20 protein-coding genes and 1 pseudogene are annotated in these 19,744 nt (G+C 65.0%); 19 read left to right on the top strand and 2 right to left on the bottom strand.

Features of this window, described 5'->3' with window-relative positions; genetic code table 11:
* The first annotated feature begins 204 nt into the window (after positions 1–204).
* The 3 genes and pseudogenes from AC51GT_RS03805 to AC51GT_RS03795 form a co-directional block, all read left to right on the top strand.
* On the top strand, positions 205–651 hold the full coding sequence (locus AC51GT_RS03805; protein WP_496327914.1) for a hypothetical protein: 447 nt from the start codon (positions 205–207) through the stop codon (positions 649–651).
* A 2-nt stretch (positions 652–653) separates the two neighbouring features.
* Positions 654–968, top strand: coding sequence for a hypothetical protein (locus tag AC51GT_RS03800; protein WP_496327913.1), 315 nt, complete (start codon positions 654–656; stop codon positions 966–968).
* An 11-nt stretch (positions 969–979) separates the two neighbouring features.
* A pseudogene (locus AC51GT_RS03795) lies at positions 980–1,261 on the top strand (rhodanese-like domain-containing protein); the annotation flags it as partial.
* Positions 1,262–1,647: 386 nt separating this feature from the next.
* Here AC51GT_RS03795 and AC51GT_RS03790 read toward each other — a convergent pair.
* Positions 1,648–2,589 carry a GlxA family transcriptional regulator gene (locus AC51GT_RS03790; protein WP_496327912.1) on the bottom strand — a complete coding sequence of 314 codons (942 nt, stop codon included), beginning with the start codon at positions 2,587–2,589 and terminating at the stop codon, positions 1,648–1,650.
* A 97-nt stretch (positions 2,590–2,686) separates the two neighbouring features.
* Here AC51GT_RS03790 and AC51GT_RS03785 point away from each other — a divergent pair, with 97 nt between their 5' ends.
* Positions 2,687–3,520 carry an SDR family oxidoreductase gene (locus tag AC51GT_RS03785; protein ID WP_496327911.1) on the top strand — a complete coding sequence of 278 codons (834 nt, stop codon included), beginning with the start codon at positions 2,687–2,689 and terminating at the stop codon, positions 3,518–3,520.
* A gap of 89 nt (positions 3,521–3,609) precedes the next feature.
* Complete coding sequence (locus tag AC51GT_RS03780; RefSeq protein WP_496327910.1) at positions 3,610–4,230, top strand: HD domain-containing protein; 621 nt, start codon at positions 3,610–3,612, stop codon at positions 4,228–4,230.
* A gap of 82 nt (positions 4,231–4,312) precedes the next feature.
* Here AC51GT_RS03780 and AC51GT_RS03775 read toward each other — a convergent pair whose 3' ends face one another.
* Positions 4,313–5,245, bottom strand: coding sequence for an alpha/beta hydrolase (locus AC51GT_RS03775; protein WP_496327909.1), 933 nt, complete (start codon positions 5,243–5,245; stop codon positions 4,313–4,315).
* A 77-nt stretch (positions 5,246–5,322) separates the two neighbouring features.
* On the opposite strand from AC51GT_RS03775, the gene AC51GT_RS03770 reads away from it, so the two are divergent.
* The 14 genes from AC51GT_RS03770 to AC51GT_RS03705 all read left to right on the top strand — a co-directional run bounded on the left by AC51GT_RS03770 (position 5,323) and on the right by AC51GT_RS03705 (position 19,574).
* Complete coding sequence (locus AC51GT_RS03770; RefSeq protein ID WP_496327908.1) at positions 5,323–5,853, top strand: TetR/AcrR family transcriptional regulator; 531 nt, start codon at positions 5,323–5,325, stop codon at positions 5,851–5,853.
* 204 nt (positions 5,854–6,057) lie between these two features.
* Positions 6,058–6,519, top strand: a complete 462-nt coding sequence (locus AC51GT_RS03765; protein WP_496327907.1) for a DinB family protein — start codon at positions 6,058–6,060, stop codon at positions 6,517–6,519.
* Between the two features lie 308 nt (positions 6,520–6,827).
* Entirely contained in the window at positions 6,828–7,856 is a 1,029-nt protein-coding gene (locus AC51GT_RS03760; RefSeq protein ID WP_496327906.1) for a LacI family DNA-binding transcriptional regulator, read from the top strand.
* A 130-nt stretch (positions 7,857–7,986) separates the two neighbouring features.
* Positions 7,987–9,072, top strand: coding sequence for a pyrimidine utilization protein A (gene rutA, locus AC51GT_RS03755; protein ID WP_496324037.1), 1,086 nt, complete (start codon positions 7,987–7,989; stop codon positions 9,070–9,072).
* Between the two features lie 64 nt (positions 9,073–9,136).
* Positions 9,137–10,138: a carbon-nitrogen hydrolase family protein gene (locus AC51GT_RS03750; protein ID WP_496327905.1), complete on the top strand. Its 1,002-nt coding sequence runs from the start codon at positions 9,137–9,139 to the stop codon at positions 10,136–10,138.
* Positions 10,135–11,784, top strand: a complete 1,650-nt coding sequence (locus tag AC51GT_RS03745) for an amidase (RefSeq protein ID WP_496327904.1) — start codon at positions 10,135–10,137, stop codon at positions 11,782–11,784. The genes AC51GT_RS03750 and AC51GT_RS03745 overlap by 4 nt, the downstream gene beginning before the upstream one ends.
* Positions 11,785–11,792: 8 nt before the next feature.
* Positions 11,793–13,250, top strand: coding sequence for an MFS transporter (locus tag AC51GT_RS03740; RefSeq protein WP_496327903.1), 1,458 nt, complete (start codon positions 11,793–11,795; stop codon positions 13,248–13,250).
* The gene (locus AC51GT_RS03735) at positions 13,247–13,924 is read left to right on the top strand and encodes an isochorismatase family protein (protein ID WP_496324033.1); all 678 of its coding nucleotides are present in this window, start codon (positions 13,247–13,249) and stop codon (positions 13,922–13,924) included. The genes AC51GT_RS03740 and AC51GT_RS03735 overlap by 4 nt, the downstream gene beginning before the upstream one ends.
* A 151-nt stretch (positions 13,925–14,075) precedes the next feature.
* A complete protein-coding gene (locus AC51GT_RS03730; protein ID WP_496324032.1) occupies positions 14,076–15,248 on the top strand; it encodes a sugar ABC transporter substrate-binding protein in 1,173 nt (390 codons plus the stop codon).
* Positions 15,235–16,767, top strand: a complete 1,533-nt coding sequence (locus AC51GT_RS03725) for a sugar ABC transporter ATP-binding protein (protein ID WP_496327902.1) — start codon at positions 15,235–15,237, stop codon at positions 16,765–16,767. Before AC51GT_RS03730 ends, AC51GT_RS03725 begins: the two co-directional genes overlap by 14 nt.
* Complete coding sequence (locus AC51GT_RS03720; protein WP_496327901.1) at positions 16,767–17,798, top strand: ABC transporter permease; 1,032 nt, start codon at positions 16,767–16,769, stop codon at positions 17,796–17,798. The genes AC51GT_RS03725 and AC51GT_RS03720 overlap by 1 nt, the downstream gene beginning before the upstream one ends.
* A gap of 47 nt (positions 17,799–17,845) precedes the next feature.
* Positions 17,846–18,349, top strand: a complete 504-nt coding sequence (locus tag AC51GT_RS03715) for an NADPH-dependent FMN reductase (protein WP_496327900.1) — start codon at positions 17,846–17,848, stop codon at positions 18,347–18,349.
* Complete coding sequence (locus AC51GT_RS03710; RefSeq protein WP_496327899.1) at positions 18,346–18,840, top strand: flavin reductase family protein; 495 nt, start codon at positions 18,346–18,348, stop codon at positions 18,838–18,840. Before AC51GT_RS03715 ends, AC51GT_RS03710 begins: the two co-directional genes overlap by 4 nt.
* Before the next feature lie 278 nt (positions 18,841–19,118).
* Positions 19,119–19,574, top strand: a complete 456-nt coding sequence (locus AC51GT_RS03705; RefSeq protein ID WP_496327898.1) for a hypothetical protein — start codon at positions 19,119–19,121, stop codon at positions 19,572–19,574.
* Positions 19,575–19,744 lie beyond the last annotated feature (170 nt).

The raw sequence follows: 19,744 nt of genomic DNA, 5'->3' as shown, positions 1-19,744 counted from the left end.
CAGCTTCCGGTCGACGCAACGTAAACGACGGACAGATCACCGACCGGGGAACCACGCTGCTCACTACAACAGTGGACGTCGTCGCAGCGGTGGACGCCGATTTCACCTCACAGCACCCAGAACTCACCGACGCACTGCGCGTGCACATGATCCGGGCTTTGGACGCCCTTCGCTGACCTGTCACCTTCAGGTAGACTGAAGGTTATGGAAGACATTCTGCTGTCCGTTCACATCGTGGCGGGCATTCTGTTCGTCGGACCGGTTGCGGTGGTAACCAGCATGTTCCCGCGCTATGCCCCGGTCACTGCGTCCTTCGGCACGTCATCGGATGACGGCAGCGCTGACATCGCGCGGGTGCTGTACCGGATCACCCGCGTCTACGGCACCCTCGCCCTGATCGTGCCGGCCATCGGACTGATACTCGCCGCCGTTCAGGGGCGCACTACCGACACCTGGGTGATTGCGGCCATGATCCTCACCGCGGTCGCGGGCGGGTTGCTGGCGCTACAGATCGCCCCGCTACAACGCGAGGCCCTCAGCACCCCCGACGCCGGACAGCGCCTGCGCCGAATCGGGATGTTCACAGGCGTGTTCAATCTGCTGTGGGTGGCGGTCGTCGTACTGATGATCATCCGACCGGGCGCGAGCTGACCGTGAACGGCCTCCTACGCACCCTCGCCGTTCTCTCACTCATCGAAACCCTCACCGTGGCGGCGCTACTCGGTAATCTTGCGACCGTCCACAATAGTGAGCTGGCAGCAGCGCTGGGACCGGTCCACGGGGCGTGCTATCTCGCCGTCGCCGCGGTCGCGTTCCTGGGGCGTGGACTGAGCACCCGTACACGCATTCACGCGCTCATACCCGTCGCCAGCGGACCCCTGACAATGCGCAATGTCGCACAAGAACACCGCCACACCACCGTGCCGACTAAACACGCCGATGCGCCCCAAGACGTAAAGGACTCCTAGCGACGGGATTTCGTCACTACCTTCGTCACCGCCGGCAGTGTCGGCAGCCGATGCGATCGACCTCTCTGCGAAGGGCGCGCTCATCATCGATGTGCGACGCCCGTTCGAATGGAACCGCACCCGCATTACCCGGGGCCCGACATCTGCCCCTCGAGGATTCACAACTGCGATCGGCCGATGCAGCCAACTCACTCATGGAGTGGGGCTTCGACGCCAAGAACATCAGCAGAGGACTCATCGACTGGAGAGCCGCAGGAGGCCCCCTGGTCAGCACATCGCAACCCCACCACTGACACCGTCGCCGAAGAGTCAGAACACCGGCGGTGCTCTCGCTGCGGCGCGACAGTCCGCCGTGCGATGAGCACCGAAACCACCCACCCTCGCCAACGGACGAACACGAATACCGATCCGCCACTGCATCATTCACAAGCCACCAACAATGCCACATCTGCAAACACCACTTCCGCAGGTTCAAACCCGTCCAGTGTCAGTTCGAGTCTGACCGGGGGCACCAGTCGGCAAGTGCCGCAGCCGTCTCGCCCGCATCACCCGAAGTAGTGCTGGTCGACTAGCACGTCCGGCGGTCCTGGCCACCGGATCTGGTTGTAGTACGGGATCCTGACACTCACAACGGCCTCGACGAGGCGCCGCAACAAACCGCTCGTGGGTTCGGCCGGCATCAGGACTGGCTGAATGCCCTTCGGTACGCAGTGGGCGTGGTACCCACCGCATCTCGGAAGCGCGCGCGTAGGTTGGTAGCGCTGCCAAGGCCACAACGGCTGGCGACCTGCTCAACGGTGTGATCGGTCTTCTCGAGAAGTTCCCTGGCAAGGTTAACACGCGCAGCCAACAGCCACCGGTGTGGACTGACTCCGGTCTCCGCGCGCCACAGGCGGGTCAGGGTCCGACTTGAGACCCCGGCATGCTGAGCCAGACTGTCGAGAGTCAGCGGTTCGCGGAGACGACTTGCCGCCCATTCCCTGGTTGCGGCCAGAGTTGTCGCACTCGGGTCAGGAAGCGGTCTGGTGATGTATTGAGACTGGCCTCCGTCGCGATGCGGCGCTGCGACGAGTTCGCGGGCGATGTTGTTGGCGACATGCGCACCAAGATCGTTGCGCACCATATGCATACACAAATCAATCCCCGCGGTGACACCCGCCGAGGTGAGTATCGGAGTGTCATCGATGTAGAGCACCTCGCGCTCGACAATAATCCCGGGAAACAGCTCCTCCAACTCATCAGCGCTGGCCCAGTGTGTGGTGACCGTGCGACCATCCAGTAGACCAGCAGCAGCCAGTGCGAACGCTCCGGTACAGATGGACGCAATCCTGGCCCCTCGCCGTGCCGCTTTGTTCAATGCCTCCGACACCGTCGCAGGCGGTGGCCGCCGATAATCGGCGTAACCCGGAATCATGATTGTCGCAGCGTGATCGAGTTCCTCCAGACCCGCCGTCACACCGAGCGTGAAACCTGCGCTCGTCCGGACGGACCCTGGTGCAATGCCGCAAATACTCAAGGCGTAGGGCGTATCTGGGCGTGGGTTGAAGATCTGCGTCGGAATTCCGAGATCGATGGGCAGCACCGACTCAAGTGCCAACACGGTCACCTGATGAACATTCATGGCCCTAATGTTACGACCACTGTCTTTCCGGCCACTGGCGAACGGTGCGCACTCGGCGCACAGTCAAACGGTCATACACCAGAATGGAAGGACGTCAGTGACCTCAAAAAGTTGGTTCATCACCGGAACCTCGTCTGGGTTCGGCCGGGCGTTGACTGAGCTTCTTTTGGATCGCGGTGATCGGGTTACGGCCACGGTACGTCGCCCGGAAGCATTGCAGGAGTTATGCTCTCAATATCCCGATCGACTCCGGGTCAGCGTTCTCGACGTCATCGACACCCCCGCGTTGCGGACCGCCGTCGAGGTTGCGTTTGCAGCAATGGGCCGCATCGACGTCGTGGTCTCCAACGCCGGTTACGGCCTGTTCGGCGCCGCGGAGGAGCTCGACGACGCCGAGATCGATCGACAGTTGGCCACCAACTTGGTGGCACCGATCCAGCTGGCACGGGCGGTGACTCCACATCTACGTGCCCAGGGCGGCGGAACATTCGTGCAATTGTCGAGTCTGGGTGGCCAGACCGCCTACCCCGGAATGTCGCTCTATCACGCGTCCAAGTGGGGGGTGGAAGGGTTTTTCGAGTCTTTCGGGGCCGAGGTGGCCGGGTTTGGGATTCGAACCATCCTGGTCGAGCCCGGAATGTCGAAGACGTCGTTCTCGGGCACCTCGGCTGCGGTGGCGGCCGCCGACCCGTCCTACAACGACACGGTGCTTCGGGCCGGCTCCGTACCGGTATCAGCGCAGCGCGGCGATCCACGCAAGGTGGCGTCAGCCATCATTGCTGCCACCGATCAAAAGTCCCCACCGTCCCGACTGGCACTGGGATCAGACGCGTACGCGATGATCGGCGACGCGCTGCGCGGCCGGCTAGAGGCCCTGGACGCCCAAAAAGACATCGCCTTCTCCACTGACAGCGAAGGACCCCACTCATGACCGATTCATCCACCCCTCTCACCGATGCTCTTGAACCAACCGAATGGAACCTTCCGGATTCCGAAATCTGTTCATCAGCACTCAATTTGGTGAATACCACCTCTCCTGCGCCCCTCTCCAACCACTGCGTCCGGAGCTATATATTCGGACGTGAGATCGCCACAGCGTGGGGTTTGCGGAGCGGCGTCGATTACGACGATGAAACGCTCTACCTTGCATGTCTCCTGCACGATCTCGGCCTCACCGACTACGGAAGCGGTGATCAACGATTCGAGATCGAAGGCGCCGACGCCGCGGCACGGTTCTTACGCGAACACGGTGTCGTTGACGATCAGGTCATCACCACGATCTGGCAATCCATCGCACTCCACAGCAGCCTTGGCCTGGGACACCGCTTCGGCACCGTGCAGGCGATCTCGGGCGCGGGGATCTCCTTCGACGTCGACGGCATGGGTATGGAAAACCACTCACCGGTCTTCATCGAACGCGTCAATACCGCCTGGCCCCGTCACGGTCTGGGGCACGCACTCGGGGACGCAATAGCCCGCGATATCCAGGCCCACCCGCACAACCCGATGAAAGCGCCACCGTTCAGCTTGCCCGGCCACCTCAACGAGGCGCTCAACGGAGCACCCGCCACCGTGTTCGCCGACGTCATCGCCAATGCAGCCTGGGGTGATCGCCGCGAGGCCAATCGACTCCCGAGTTGATACGCAGATCGGTGGCGGTAAGGAGACGGTCCGCCGATGGCGATGCAGGCCCAAGTCGGCAGGTCGGCAACACCTATCGCCCTCACGCCTGCCGAGACCTGACGGGCACGGTCTCAACCAGAAACTTGAGTTGGTCGGTGACCACGCCGGGGAAGGTGGGATCGACGTAGGGATCGAAGTGGCCGCATTCATAGCGCAACAGCGTCGACTCGGGGATGGCCCGGGCAACTTTCACCGCAGCCGCAGCCGGCGCGATGTTGTCCAAGGTCGCTACCTGGATCAGCACCGGGCAGCTGATCTTTCGGGCAGTTCGCGCCGGCGAGTAAAGCCCGATCTTCACCAGGATCCGCGCGGCCACGGTCTCCGGGTAATCCCCACGCCGAATGCTCGATTCTGCAATCAGCCGCTCAAACGCGGCCATCGCGCCCGGGGCAGCGAGGGCTGCCACCGCGTTTTCGGGCCCGACCGCCGCGACGTATCGAGGCGGTCGCCGAAGGAAGGATCCGACGAGGTCGGCCAGACCTACCGGCGCCAGTCGCAGCACTTGCCGCAGACCCGTGGCGCGCACCGCCGCCGGCCCACTGACGTGGGGAACCTGAGCGATGACCGCCGCCAATCGCTCACCATGGCCGGCCAACGTCAACACATGACCTCCGGCAAACGATGTGCCCCAGGCAACGACACGTTCGGCATCGACGAACTGCAGAGAACGGGCAAATCTGATGGCGGCCCGCCAGTCGTCGAGTTGCGATCGGACATCAAGCAATTGGCGTGGCTCACCCTCGCTGTCGCCGAAATAGCGATAGTCGAACAAGACCACGGCGTACCCAGCGGTCACAAAATGTTCCGCGTAGGCCGGTAACCGAATCCCCCGCGTCGCGGCGAAGCCATGAGCCATGACGACCACCGGCACCGGGCCCAGCGGTGCGCTCGGTCGATACACCGTCGCGGCGCACCTGACCCCGTCGCTCGAGAAGAACTCTTCAGCCTGGGTGTACTGGTTGCCGCTCGACACGGTCGCCCCCTGTTTTCTTGATTGGTAGTCAAGGAAGATAGCGTCTTCTTGAACGTTGATCAAGTAAAGTTGGTGTCATGCCCGCCAATCGTCGTCCACGAGCACGGGCAGAAAAGCGGGACGAGATCGTCACCTCCGCTTGCCGACTCTTTGTCGACAACGGCTACGACGACACTGCACTGAGCAAGATCGCCGCCGATGCCGGAGTCACCGCGAACACCGTCTACTGGTACTTCCACGACAAGGACCACCTACTGGTGGCCGTCCTGGAAGAACTGCTCATCGAGGCATTGGCGCGCTACCAACCGATGGCGCAGCGTCCACTGGCGGACAAGATCATGTTCGTGGTCGACGAGTTGTCCGCAATGCGCAACCTTGTCGACACCGTCCATTCGCGGCGCGCCGCCTCGCCCGTAATAGATCGATGGCACAGCAACTTCCACGCGATGGCCGACGCACTCACCCGCGCCGATCTCCCGCCCGATGATGCGCAACCGGCTAGCCACATCATCGCATTCGTGGTCGAAGGTCTACTCACACATCCCGGCGACAAAGCCGAGCAACGGGCAATCATCGATCTACTCGTCGACCGCATCACCCAGCGCTGATCGGCCGGTCTGGTCGACCTTCCCCACGCGAAGCAGCCGCTCCCTTCGGCCAGCCGACGCAATATCTATCATTGTGGTGACGCAACGCATTTCGTCACCAGCGACGGAACGCACCTCGAATATCGGTGTCGCACTTCCATGGAGATCATCCCAGGCAATGTTCCAGCGTCCCATGCTGCCGACTCAAGGTCGTAGCATTTGACGATGATCGACGAAGAGCTTGCCGCTGTCCTTGACGCGAACCGTACGGCCCTGATTTGCTCTGTGGCCCGCTTGACGGATGCTCAGAGTCGGTCTCGCTTGGTGCCTTCTCTGACCACCCCGATTGCACTTGTCAAACATTGTGCCGCTGCGGAAAGGGTCTGGTTTCAACGCACCGTCGCCGGCCTTGCCGAGGCCGAGTGCGACGGGTATGCAGCGGGCGACGACCGCGGCTGGATAGTCGGTCCCGACCAGACGCTCGCAGACGTCATCGCGGAGTTTGAAGCTGTTGCTGAACGATCCCGACACATCGCGCAAGGACGTAATCCGGCCGACCGATTCGTTCACTACCGACGCGGCGAGGTGACATTCCATTGGATAGGACTTCACATGATCGAAGAGCTGGCACGGCACGCGGGCCACGCCGACATCCTGGTCGAACAGATACTCGCCGACCCGCAGTAACTTGCGCGCTCGGCCTTCCTCATGACCCGGATTCAACCTGCCGTAATCTGCACCATCGGCTGCCGGTCGAGTCGAGCGATACTGACCCCGGTACGCAGAGGGTACGCGGCAGCACCAAAACCGCCCGTGCTGGTTCAACGCCACAAACGCGAGTACCGCTCCCCCCTTCCGCGCCCATCACGCCACTGAACTGATTTCTCACAGGCAAAGTTGCCCGTGTGCCGAAAACCGAGGTTCGCCGCAACCACTCCACCGGGTGATGGGTGTGGGTGCATTGGGCAGCGCGGCCTTATCCCTACAATCGGACCGTGCGGAACAAGCCGGTCACCAGCTACGACGTCGCCCGTCGTGCCGGAGTGTCCCAGTCGACGGTCTCGCGGGCCTTACGTGACGACCCGCGCGTGATCAACGAGACGCGCTACGCGATCCAGGCACTGGCGAAGGAGATGGGTTACGTTCCGCACGTCACAGCACGCAGTCTCATCACACGGCGTTCGATGTCAATTGCCGTCGTCAGCGGCGACCTGCGCAATCCCTCGCACCCCACACTGGTGAACACGCTGCAGGACCGATTCGCGCTGGATGACTACCGCGTACTGCTCATGAGCGACCGCACCGAGGGAACGCTGGAGAAGGACATCCTCGCGCTGCGAGGCGGACTCGTGGACGGCGTCGTGTTCATCTCCGCGCGTCTCGATTCACCCATTGTGCCGGAGCTGATCGACTCGAAGATCCCGCTGGTGATCCTCAGCCGCGACGTCGACGGCGGTGAGGCGGGGCGCGTGGACCGGGTGACCTCGGACAACGTCGGCGGTGGACGACTCGTCGCCGACCATCTCATCGAGATGGGTCATCGCCGGATCGGCCTGATCTCGGGACCGGTGAAGAACGCGAGCGTCAAGCTCCGCGAAGGTGGGTTCCGAGAAGCCCTGGCGCAGCACGGATTTCCGCTGGACGAGGGACTGGTCCATCGCGGCGCCGTCGATGCAACCACCGGCCTCGCCGGCGGACTGGAACTGTTCGGCCGTGAGGACCGCCCGACCGCGATCTTCTGCGTCACCGACTTCGTCGCCTTCGGCACCCTCGACGCCACCAAACGCCTCGGACTCCGTGTCCCCGAGGACGTCTCGATCGTCGGCTACAACGACCTCGACATCGCGGGATGGTCGATCCTCGATCTGACCACCGTCCGCCAGCCCCTCGAGGACATGGCGCTCGCCGCCGCCGAACTGTTGCTCGCGCGTATCGACGGAGCCGCCGGCACCCCGGTCCACCGCGAATTCGGGGTCGAGTGGGTTCAGCGCGGCAGCGCCGGACCCTGTCCCCGGATTCACTGAGCCGAGCAACACACCCGTTACCAAGGCGCCACAGGACCGAAAGAACCCCTGCATACATTCGAAGTCACGGCTGACCCGACGATGCGTTGACCAGATTCCTCCCGACCAATCCCGCAGCATCAGGAGTGACATGGATATCGGTGTCTTCATTCCCATCGGCAACAACGGGTGGCTCATCTCCAAGAGCGCACCGCAGTACATGCCGTCCTTCGAACTCAACAAGACGATCGTGCAGAATGCCGAACATCACGGACTCGATTTCGTCCTGTCGATGATCAAGTTGAAGGGTTTCGGCGGCGAGACAGAGTTCTGGGATCACAACCTCGAGTCCTTCACCCTCATGGCCGGACTCGCCGCGGTCACCGAGAAAATCAAGCTGTTCGCCTCCACCCCGATCCTCACCCTCCCACCGGCCATGGTCGCCCGCATGGCCTCGACGATCGACTCGATCGCACCGGGCCGCTTCGGCGTCAACATCGTCACCGGGTGGGCACCTAACGAGTACACCCAGATGGGGATGTGGCCGGGACAAGAATATTTCGGATATCGCTACGAACAGGCGGCTGAGTACGTGCAGATCATGCGCGAGCTGTGGGCCGACGGCGTCTCCAGCTTCACCGGCAAGCACTACACCATGGACAATTGTGTCCTGTCTCCACGCCCGACCGGCGGCGCGGTTCCCATCGTGGCCGCCGGGCAGTCGAAGACCGGGATGGCGTTCGCCGCCGAGATGGCCGATTTCAACTTCATCATGGGCTCCGGCATCAACACCCCGACAGCCCTGTCCGAGGCCACCTCCACCCTCGTCGCCGCTGCCGCCGCCACCGGCCGCGACGTGGGCGCGATGGCCCTGTTCATGATCATCGCCGACGAAACCGATGAAGCGGCACAGGCGAAATGGCAGGACTACCACGACAACGCCGACCTCGCCGCGCTCGGTTACATGGCCGATCAATCGGCCACTGACGCGGACGCCGACGACTCCTCGACCGCCAAGACCATCTCCCTTCCCGAAGGTGCGGTGAACTTCAACATGGGTACGCTCGTCGGCTCCTACGAGACCGTGGCGAAGATGCTCGACGAGGTCGCCGAAGTCGAGGGGATAAAGGGCATCATGCTCACCTTCGACGATTTCGTCGCGGGCGTCGAGAACTTCGGAACCCGGATTCAGCCGCTCATGAAGTGCCGCGAATCATTCCGGTCCGCAGCTGCCTGATCCCCCCGATGGTGGGTGGGCGGCCCCGGCCGTCCACCCTTCACCCGCCCGACGGAGGCCCCCTTTGCATTCACGCACACTCGACGTCGCGATCGTCCAGATCGGTGAACTCACCGACGACATCCCGGCCAACCTGACCCGACTCGCAGCCCGCGTGCGTGAAGCTGCGCTACCCGATGACCGCGGCGCCACACCGGATTTGGTGGTTCTGCCCGAACTGATCACCACGCCCTACTTCTGCACCAGCCACGACGTCGACCGGACCGCGTGGGCGCAGACGTTGCCCGGACCGGCGACCGAGTTGTTCGGCGACATTGCGCGCGAACTCGGATGTGCGATCGCCTTCGGTACCTATGAGCGCACCGCCGACGACATCACGCACAACTCAGTGGTGCTCATCGACCCGGACGGCGGCATCACCGCGTGGGACACCCCCGACGGCGGGCACGTCCCGGCCTACCGCAAGCTCTCGTTACCGGCGAACAAGGTCAGCGGTGTCGACATCGATGAGAAGTATCATTTCGCCCCCGGCTCCTCCCCGGCCACCGCCGACCTACTCGGGACCCGCTTCGGCTGCGTGATCTGTTACGACCGCAGTTTCCCCGAGAACTGGGCTGTGGCACGCGGTCTCGGCGCCGAGGTGATGCTCGCGATCGTGTCGTCGCTCGGCAGCCGAGAAGACCTGTTCCTCGCCGAATTGCAGACGCGTGCCCTCGAATCCCAGATGTGGATCATCGCCGCGAACCGCGCCGGTCCGGAAACACTCAACGGCGTCACCGTCGACTACTTCGGACTCTCCTGCATCGTCGCCCCGGACGGCAAGATCGTCGCCCAGGCCCCCGCCCACCAAAACGGTGTGACCCTGCGCTTCTCACTCGATCTCGATCTCGTCGCATCGGTACGCGCCGCCTTCCCGCTTCGCCGGGACCGCCGTCCCGACGTGATCAACCTGCTCGCCCGGCTCGCCGACGGCACGGTTCGGCCGGCCCCGCTGTCCCGGTCCGCCCCACTGTCCCGGTCCGCCACGGTCGCGACAACACTGGCCGCAGTCGAGGCGGTGCGGTGACCAGCACCGACTACCCCGACCTCACCGCCCCCGCCGCCCTGGCCCTCGACGATCTACTCCCGCAGGCCCACACCGACATGAGCGGGCCGATCGCATCCTCACGATCGGTGCCCCTCCCGTCCGCACCGGACACCCTAGGCACCGAGCCCGCCGACTTCGCCTTTCTGATGGCGGCGACATCGGTTCCGGCCCAGACCTTCTCGGTACCGACGTATGTGCCGCGCACCGACCGGGCGCTGCACGCGCTCGGCGTCCTGGATCTGCTCGCCGCCTACCGCGGCGGTGTCACGTCGCCGAGCGAGGTGCTCGCCGCCCTGCGCGCGCGGTGGACCGACCCCGAGCTGTCCGGTGGGGCAATCCTCACCGTCGTCGGGACCGTCGCCGCGGCAGCTGCCGAATCGGACCGCCGATGGCGGGCCGGGACACCGCGACCCCTCGAAGGCATCTTCTTCGGGGTCAAGGACATCATCGACGTCGCGGGCTCACCGGTCACCGCCGGCTCGCACGTCACCGGCGATCGCATCGCGACCGGTGATGCGACCGTTCTCGCCCGATTGCGCGACGCCGGCGCCATCCCCGCGCTGATCACGGCAACCACCGAATTCGCCTGCGGTGCACCGCACAACGTGCGCTACGGCCCGGTCACCAACCCGTGGGATCGGGCCCGCTGGACCGGCGGTTCATCGACGGGTTCGGCGGGTGCCCTTGCCGCCGAACTGATCCCGCTCGCCCTCGGCACCGACACCGGCGGATCGATTCGGGTCCCCAGCGCCCTGTGCAACCTCTCGGGCATCAAACCCACCTATGGGCTCATCCCACGCACCGGTGTCGCCTCGTTGTCGTGGACACTCGACCACGTCGGGCCGATGGCTCGTTCCGCCGCCGACCTCGGCGCGGTGCTCGGCGTGCTGGCCGGACCGGACGACCTCGATCCCGGCGCGGCCCCCGCCGCGCGCACCGAGGACGTCCGGGCGAGCCTTCCCGTCGTGGGTTCGGGCGAACTGCGCCTCGACGGGCTCCGAATCGGCGTCCCCACCGGCTGGTTCACCGAACTGTGCGATGCCGCGGTCCTCGCGGTGTGGCAGGACACTCTGGCCGTCCTCGGTCGGCACGGCGTACAGGTCGTCCCTGTGGACATCCCCGACGCGCCCCTGCTCCACGACGACTTCACAATCGTGCTCACCGCCGAGCTCGCATCGAATCAGGAAGGCGCACTGGACCGTTTCGCTCGGTTCGACATCGGCACGCAGATACGGATCGCCCGCGGCACCGTACCGTCGGCGGTCGATTACCTCCGGGCCCTGCGACGCCGGGCGGGAGCCCTGCGCGCCACACTGCGGGCCTTCGACGACGCCGGGGTCGACATGATCGTCACCCCCGGCGTCGGCGCGACCGCTCCGCGGCTGTCCGATGTCACCGTCGAGGTCGACGGCGTCCGGCACCCCATGCAGTCGATCGTCGGCCGCAACACTGCCCTGTTCGATCACCTCGGACTTCCGGCGGTGATGATCCCAGCCGGATTCGTCGACGGGATGCCGGTCGGTGTCCAGATCGTCGGCCGTCCCTGGGCCGACGGGCTCGTCATCGGCCTCGCCCAGGCACTTCAGCAGCTCACCGGTCACCACGATCGACGGGCTCATGGATAGCCGGTCTCATGGATGACACGGTCCCGGCGCAGCATCCCCACCCCTGGCGGGTCTTCGCCGCCACCAGCGTCGGTGTCGTCGCGGTCTTCGTCAGCATGAGTGGGCTCACCGTCGCCCTGCCGACGCTGGCCACCGATCTCGACGCGTCACCGGCCCAGGCGACCTGGATCCTGGTCGGCTACATGGTGGTCACGACGGCGCTAATCCTGGTCTTCGGTCGACTCGCCGACATCGTCGGTCGCCGGCCGCTCTATCTGGCCGGTCTGGTGGTGTTCACCGTCGCCACCGGGTTGTGCATCGCGTCCCCCACCGCGGGTTGGCTGATCGCCGCGAGGGTTCTGCAGGGTGTCGGGGCCGCCTCGGTGATCACCAACAACACCGCGCTGCTCACCGATACCTTCCCCCGGCACCTGCTCGGCCGCGCGTTGGGCTGGAATGCCACGGTCGCCGCGCTCGCTCAGGTGATCGGTCCGGTGATCGGTGGCGCCGCAACGGCGCTCATCGGCTGGCGGGGGCTGTTCGTGGTTGCACTGGCGATCGGCGTGGTCGCCGCGGCGGCCTCGATCGCGGTCATCCCCCGCACAGCGACCAGTACTGGTCGCCGTGAACCGTTCGACCTGACCGGCGCGGTGTTGTCGACCGTGTTGCTCACCGTCATCGTGCTCGCCCTGACCCCCGGACTGACCACGTCGCCCTGGCTCCCCTGGTTGTGCGGCGGTGTGGCCGCCACGACGGCGGTCGTTTTCGTGACGGTGCAGATCCGTCGCACCCATCCCCTGATCGACGTCCGGCTCTTCCGCACCCGCGGAATCGGTCTCGTACTCGTTGCCTGTCTGCTGACCGCGGCCGCCACCTACTCCGTCCCGTTGATCATCTCGCTGTTCGAGCAGGCAGTCGACGGGACATCGCCCTTCGTCGCGGGCCTGCTGGTCACCCCGGTCGCAGTCGGCACGGTGGTCGCGGCGCTGATCGCCGGCGCCCTCGTCGCCCGCATCGCGCCCCGCACACTCACTGCGATCGGCATGGCGCTCAACGCGATTGGGTTGCTGGGTATGACGCTGACACTGACCGTCGACGGCGCGCCCCTGGCGGTCACCTCGGCCTTCCTGTTCGTCGTCGGGTGCGGCATCGGCCTGTTCATGACCCCGAGTACGAGTGCGCTGATGCTGACCGTGCCGACGCAGCGGCGCGGGATCGCCAACGGCATGCGGTCGACGATGCAGAACGTCGGCAACCTGCTCAGTACCGCACTCGTGCTGGCGATCGTGCCGACCGGCATCGGTGCCGCTGCATCACGCGACGAACTGAGCGGGTATGTCGACGATCTGCGCACCGCCGGGCTGATGCTGACCGCACTCGCCGTGGTCGGGATCGTCGTCTGCCTCGCCGCACCGCGTCCACCGGTCCTCGCCCCACCGACCGGGTTCCCCGCCCAATCCCCCACTGCCATGAAGGAATCCGCATGACCTCAACCTCTTCCCACCGTGCGGGCCGCTCGGTCCAGGCAACCGACTACGCCCGCGTCGGCTTCGGGCAAGAACTCCAACCAGGTGCCCGCCCGGCCCTGCTGGTCGTCGATGCCGCCCGCGCCTACATCGATCCCGACTGTCCCCTCTATGCCGGTGTGGAAGAGAACGTCGAGGCCATGCGGACACTGCTCGCATCGGCCCGCGCCGCCGAAATCCCGGTCGTGTTCACCGAGGTGCGTCTGCGCGCCGACGGCGCCGACGCCGGGGTGTTCTTCCGCAAGACGGGAACGCTTGCCGCGTTCTGCGAGGGCAGTCCTTTCGGGGAACCGATCGACGGGCTCACCCCGGCCGACGGCGAACTCCTGGTGACGAAGAAGTACGCGAGTGCCTTCTTCGGCACCTCGCTGAATTCCTACCTCACCTCACTGGGTGTGGACACCGTACTCATCGCCGGGCTCTCCACCAGCGGATGCGTCCGGGCGACCACGCTCGACACCATGCAACACGGTTTCATCCCCATCGTCGTGGAAGATGCTGTCGGCGACCGCGATCCGGAAATCCACGAGTCCAACCTGTTCGACATGCAGCAGAAGATGGCCGAGGTCTGGCCACTGACCCGGGCCCAGGATTACCTGCGTCACATCTCCGGCACCACCAAGCGGGTTAGTTAACACGAACGAACCAAGAATGATGCCTCTGGAAATACACGGTCCGATACATTCGCAGTCAATGCATTCGAAGTCACAATGCATTTCGCCGACTCCGGCAACGTCGCCCCGGTCGCACCCCCTCGGTCGATCTGTCTTCCCATCAGGAGATTTCATGGCACCATCGTTGTCCCGCGGCGTCTCGATCGCCGCGATCGGTCTCGCCGCTGCACTCGGCTTCTCGGCGTGTAGCAGTTCCGGTTCCGGCGGTGGGTCCGGCGGCGATGCCACCGCCGGCATCGAATACGCCCAGTCCCAGCTCGCCAAGTACACGGAAGATCCGGCCTTCACGCTCGAGGCCGATCCCTTCCCGATGAAGGACATCGCGGGCAAGACGATCTTCACGATCCCCACCAACAGCGAAAACCCGTACAACGTCGCGGTCGACGACGAGTCGAGGAAAGTGGCCGAGAGGTACGGGGCCACCTGGATCGAATACGTCAACCAGGGCAAGCCCGCCCAGTGGGCGACCGGGGTCGAGCAGGCGGTCAACCAGAAGGCAGACCTGATCATCCTCTCGCAGGGTATCGATGGTTCACTCATCAAGCCCGCCCTGCAGAAAGCCGACGCCGCGGGCATCCCGGTCATGTTGACGCACACCACACTTCGCGGTGAATCGATCCCCGCCACGCTCGACGGACTCATCGACGGTTACACCGACGCCCCTCTCGCCGAGGCCAATCGCCTCACCGTCGACTGGATGATCGACCGGACCGACGGCAAGGGCAACGCCGTCATCATCACCTCCGACGAGGTCCCGCCTGCCAAGGCCGAGGTCGCCGCCATGAAGGACGAGATCGAAAAGTATTGCCCGAACTGCAAATACAAGGTCGTCAACGTGCCGGTCGCCGAGTGGGCGACCAAGATCCAGCCGGAGATCCAGACCGCACTGTCGGCTGACCCGTCGATCAACTTCGTGCTCCCCATCTACGATTCGATGTCGCTGTACGCCCAGGCCGGGATCAAGGCCGCGGGCAAGGCAGGCCAGGTGCAGATCTCGTCGGTCAACGGCACCCCGGCGGTGCTCAAGATCCAGCAGGACGACGGCATCGTCACCATGAACGTGGGCGAATCGATCCCGTGGCTGGCCTGGGCGACCATGGATCAGGCCGGGCGCCTGCTCCTCGGATTGCCTCCGGTCCCCAACGGCGCCGAGCAGACCCCCCTCAAGCTGATCACCGAAGAGAACATCGACGAGACCGGCACCCCGCCGCAACCCGACAAGGGCTACGGCACCGCGTATGTCACCGGATACGAGGCACTCTGGGGGAGCAGTGTCCAGCCCTGACCCCATCGTCAACATCGTCGGGCTGTCAAAGACCTTCGGCGAGAACACCGTCCTGACCAACGTCGGTCTCACGGTGCACGCCGGTGAGGTCCACGGGCTGCTCGGTGAGAACGGGTCGGGCAAGAGCACGCTGATCAAGGTGCTCGCGGGATTTCACACCCCGGACCCAGGTGCCGCGCTCCAGGTGCGCGGACGCGACGTCACCCTGCCGATCGCGTCCGGCGGGTTCCGGGACATCGGCATCAGTTTTGTCCATCAGGATCTCGCGCTCGTTCCCGACCTCTCGGTGGTCGAGAACCTGCGCGTCGGTTCGACCATCGCGGCGTCCAAGCCCTGGATCTCGTGGCGTCGCGAAAAGACGATCGCCCGAGAGTTGTTCGCCAGGTACGGATTGCACATCGATCCGGATGCGCTGGTGTCGTCGCTGGGTGCCACTGACCGGGCACTGCTGGCGATCCTGCGTGCCGTCGACGAACTCGGCGACGGCCGCACGCTGCTGGTCCTCGATGAACCGACGGTCTTCCTCCCCCGCGAGGGCACCGACCTGCTGTTCTCGGTGGTCCGGGAGATCGTCGCCGACAGCAAGGCCGCGGTCCTGTTCGTCTCACACGATCTCGACGAGGTCCTCGAGCACACCGATCGGGTGACCGTGCTGCGCGACGGGGTGTCCCAGGGCACCCATCGCACAGCCGATCTGACCGCGGCCTCGCTCATCGACCTGATCGTCGGCCGGACACTCGAGGCCGCCGAACGTCGTGAACCCCGTACGGTCACCGACCGCAGCGACCCGCCGCTGGCCCGGGTTGTCGGGCTCTCGAGCGGCGCCATCGAGAGCCTCGATGTCGATGTGCACCCCGGTGAGATCGTCGGCATCACCGGGATCGCGGGGTCAGGGTACGACGATGTCCTGCCGGCGCTCTACGGCGCCGGGCTCGCCCGGGAAGGAAGCCTGAGCGTCGGTGCGCGAACCCTGACACTGAACTCGGTGACACCGATCGACGCCCTGGAGGCCGAGATCGTCTATGTGCCACCGAATCGGAAGGTCGACGGCAGTGCGCCCGAACTCACCGTCGCCGAGAATGTGACACTTCCGGTGCTCGGCAAGCTGGTGCGGCCCCGAGCGCTCGATGCGCTCGCCGCCCGGATCGCCGAGCAGTACGACGTCCGCCCCCGCGACCCGCGCGCCGCCTACGGGTCCCTGTCGGGCGGCAACCAGCAGAAGGCATTGATCGCCAAGTGGTTGCAGACCGATCCGAAGCTGGTGCTCCTGGCGGAGCCGACGCAGGGTGTGGACATCGGTGCCCGTGCCCGCATTTTCGAGATTCTCCGCGAAACTGCCCGCAGCGGAGCGGGAATCATCATCGCGAGTTCCGATTACGAACAACTGTCCGTGCTGTGCGACCGCGTGATCGTCATGTCACGTGGCCGCATCGCCACCGAACTGTCCGGTGAACTGCTGGCCAAACACCACATCTCCGACAGTGTCCTCGGTTCCACCCGAGAGGAAGCGCCGATCTGATGTCCGTCACCGTCGATACCAAGTCCACCACCGCCACTGCGGCCCAGGAACCACCCCGCCCGACCCGTCGCCTCGTCGCCGGGCCGATCTTCGAGAAGTACGCCCTGGTGCTCGCACTCGTCGCCGTCGTCATCGTGTTCAGCCTGCTCCGACCCGAGGTCTACCCGACCACGAGCAACCTGCAGAACATCCTCGGATCCCAGGCCGTGCTGCTCATCCTCGCCCTCGGTCTGATCATCCCGCTCACCGCCGGTGAGTTCGACTTGTCCGCCGTGTCGACGATGTCGTTGTCCGCGATGACCATCGCCGTGCTCAACGTCCAGCACGGATGGTCGCTGCTCGCGGCGATCGCGGTGGCGGTCCTGGTCACCCTGGTGGTCGGGATGATCAACGCCGTCCTCGTGGTGGGCCTGCGCATCGACTCCTTCATCGCGACCCTCGGCAGCGGGACGGTGGTTCTCGGTGTGGTGCAATGGATGTCGAACTCCACCTCGGTGACCGGTGTCGAGTCCGCGCTCATCGACGCCACCGTCGGCACCCGCATCTTCGGGGTGTCGCTGCAGTTCTATTACGCATTGGTGCTGGTCGTGATCATGGCCCTGGTCTTCGCGTACACGCCGATCGGACGGCGACTGCTGTTCGTCGGCCGCGGCGCCGAGGTGGCCCGCCTGAGCGGATTGCACGTCGACCGCATCCGGGGCGGCTCGCTGGTCATGTCCTCGCTCGTCGCCGCCCTGGCCGGGATCGTCTACGCCGGCATGCTCGGTGGGGCCGACCCGTCGTCGGGACAGTCGTTCATGCTGCCGTCGTTCGCGGCCGCGTTCCTCGGTGCAACCGCAATCATCCCCGGCCGCTTCAATCCGTTCGGCACGCTCCTCGCGGTGTACTTCCTGGTCGCCGGGGTGGTCGGTCTGCAGATGCTCGGTGCGGCCAGCTTCGTCCAGCAGCTGTTCTACGGTGGCGCCCTGATCGTGGCCGTCGCGCTCTCCGGTGCGGTCCGCCGCCGGACCACCTCCCGATCGGCAACTTGATACCCACGACGCCCCTTGACGTCTTTCCTCACGAAAAAGGTGAACCCATGACGACAACAGTTCTCGCCGGCAACCCGAAAGCCGGCTCGCGTACCCTCGACGCGGCCTCGCGGCTCGCGCAGGCGCTCACCGGCACCGAGCCCGACCACGTAATCGACGTGGTCGACCTCGGTCCCGGGCTACTCGGATGGGGCGACGCCCAGGTGGCGGCGGCCGTGGAGACGGTGGCATCGTCAGACCTCGTAGTCTTCGCGAGTCCGACATTCAAGGCCACCTATACGGGCATCCTCAAACTGTTCCTCGATCAGTTCGCCACCGGCGACGGCTTGCGTGACGTCACCGCGGTTCCCCTGATGCTCGGCGCCGGACCGGCTCACGCGATGGCCCCAGATCTGCTGCTCAAGCCAGTTCTCGTGGAGCTCGGCGCAACCTGCCCCGCGCCGGGTCTGTATCTCATCGATTCCACCTACACCACCGATACCCGCATCGCCGACTACGCCGGTCGCTGGGCATCGGTTCTGCTTTCGACTGTCCGAACGGATGCACCATGACGAACGAACCTCTCGACGGCACCGCCCTGCGTCGCACCTTTGGGCACATCCCCGCCGGAGTTATCGCCATCTGCGCGGACACCGGCGCAGAACGGATCGGCATGGCGGCCAGCACCTTTGTTCCCGTTTCGCTCGATCCGCCGCTGGTCTCCTTCTGCGTGCAGAACACCTCGTCCACGTGGCCTAAGCTTGCGGGACTGCAACACCTCGGTATCAGTGTGCTCAGTACCGCGCACGATTCCGCGGCCCGCGTGCTCGCGGCCAAGAACGGCGACCGGTTCGCCGGGATCGAAACCGAAACCCACGACGGTGGAGCACTGTTCGTGGCGGGCTGCGGGATCTGGATGGATGTGACGGTGGATCAGGAGGTCCTGGCCGGCGACCACACCATCGTGGTGATGCGGGTCAACGCGGTCTACAGCGACCACGCCGAATCGGGCGTAGAACCGATCGTCTTCCACCGCAGCGCTTTCCGGACACTGGCGCTGTAAGGACGGCATCGCAATACTCGTGACGGTGTTGCCAATCGGCAATCACTTCTTCTGAAGTCCTGCTACGAACGAGCGTCGGCGAGGGTCCGAGCTGCGACCACCCCGTCATCGAGCCCGTGTTGAAGCACCGCAACAATTTGGTCTGAGCTCCGAAGGAAGTGTCAACGTGGGGCCCGACCCAGCAGTGACGAAACACAACGGGAACGACTGTTGCATCGAAAGACATGCATGGACAGCCAATCCGCCTATTCGCACTGCCAGAATGGCACTCTTGAACAATGTCTCGGGATCGCGATGAGCGGGTACTGGCGGCCACGTGGACCGAACAGCACGGAGTCGACCTGGTGGCCTCAGATCTGCCACATGCGTGGACCAGTGCGCTACATCGGCTTGGCCGCGACCTGCACGTGCGTCAGTACGGTGGCTCCATTGAGCGGATCGACTGGGTCGCGGAATACGACGCGGATACCGGATACGTGTTCCTCCTGAGCGCCGTCACGGCAGTTGGTCGTGGGCCCAACGGCCTCGGTATTGACGGAAGTGGCGCACAGGTCGACGACACTGAGGAGAACATCCTCACGTGCATTGCTTATGTCGTTCAAGACCAGGTCGCCCGCGCGCACGTTGCGTGGCCCTGGGGCGACAGCGGCGGCTTTATGACACCGAACCTCGTCGACGGGGCCGCCGTGTGGGACGACAAAGGCCGCCAAACTCCGATCGGCACACTGTCATGACGCTCTGCCGCGCGCATCAGCCCGACGGAATACAGGCCATCAACGCGGGCAAAGCGCCAGACCGAGCAGTGAAGGTGATGCGGCCGTGTTCGGATCAGTTGCGAACAGCCCCGGCGGCTGAAGGTTGTTCGGCTCGTTCGCTGGGTTGGCCGTTCCAGAGGTTCGCTTGG

The sequence above is a fragment of the Williamsia sp. z34 genome (genome assembly GCF_059553395.1).
The sequence above is the reverse complement of the archived record's forward strand: the minus strand, read 5'-3'. Positions and strand labels throughout refer to the sequence as shown.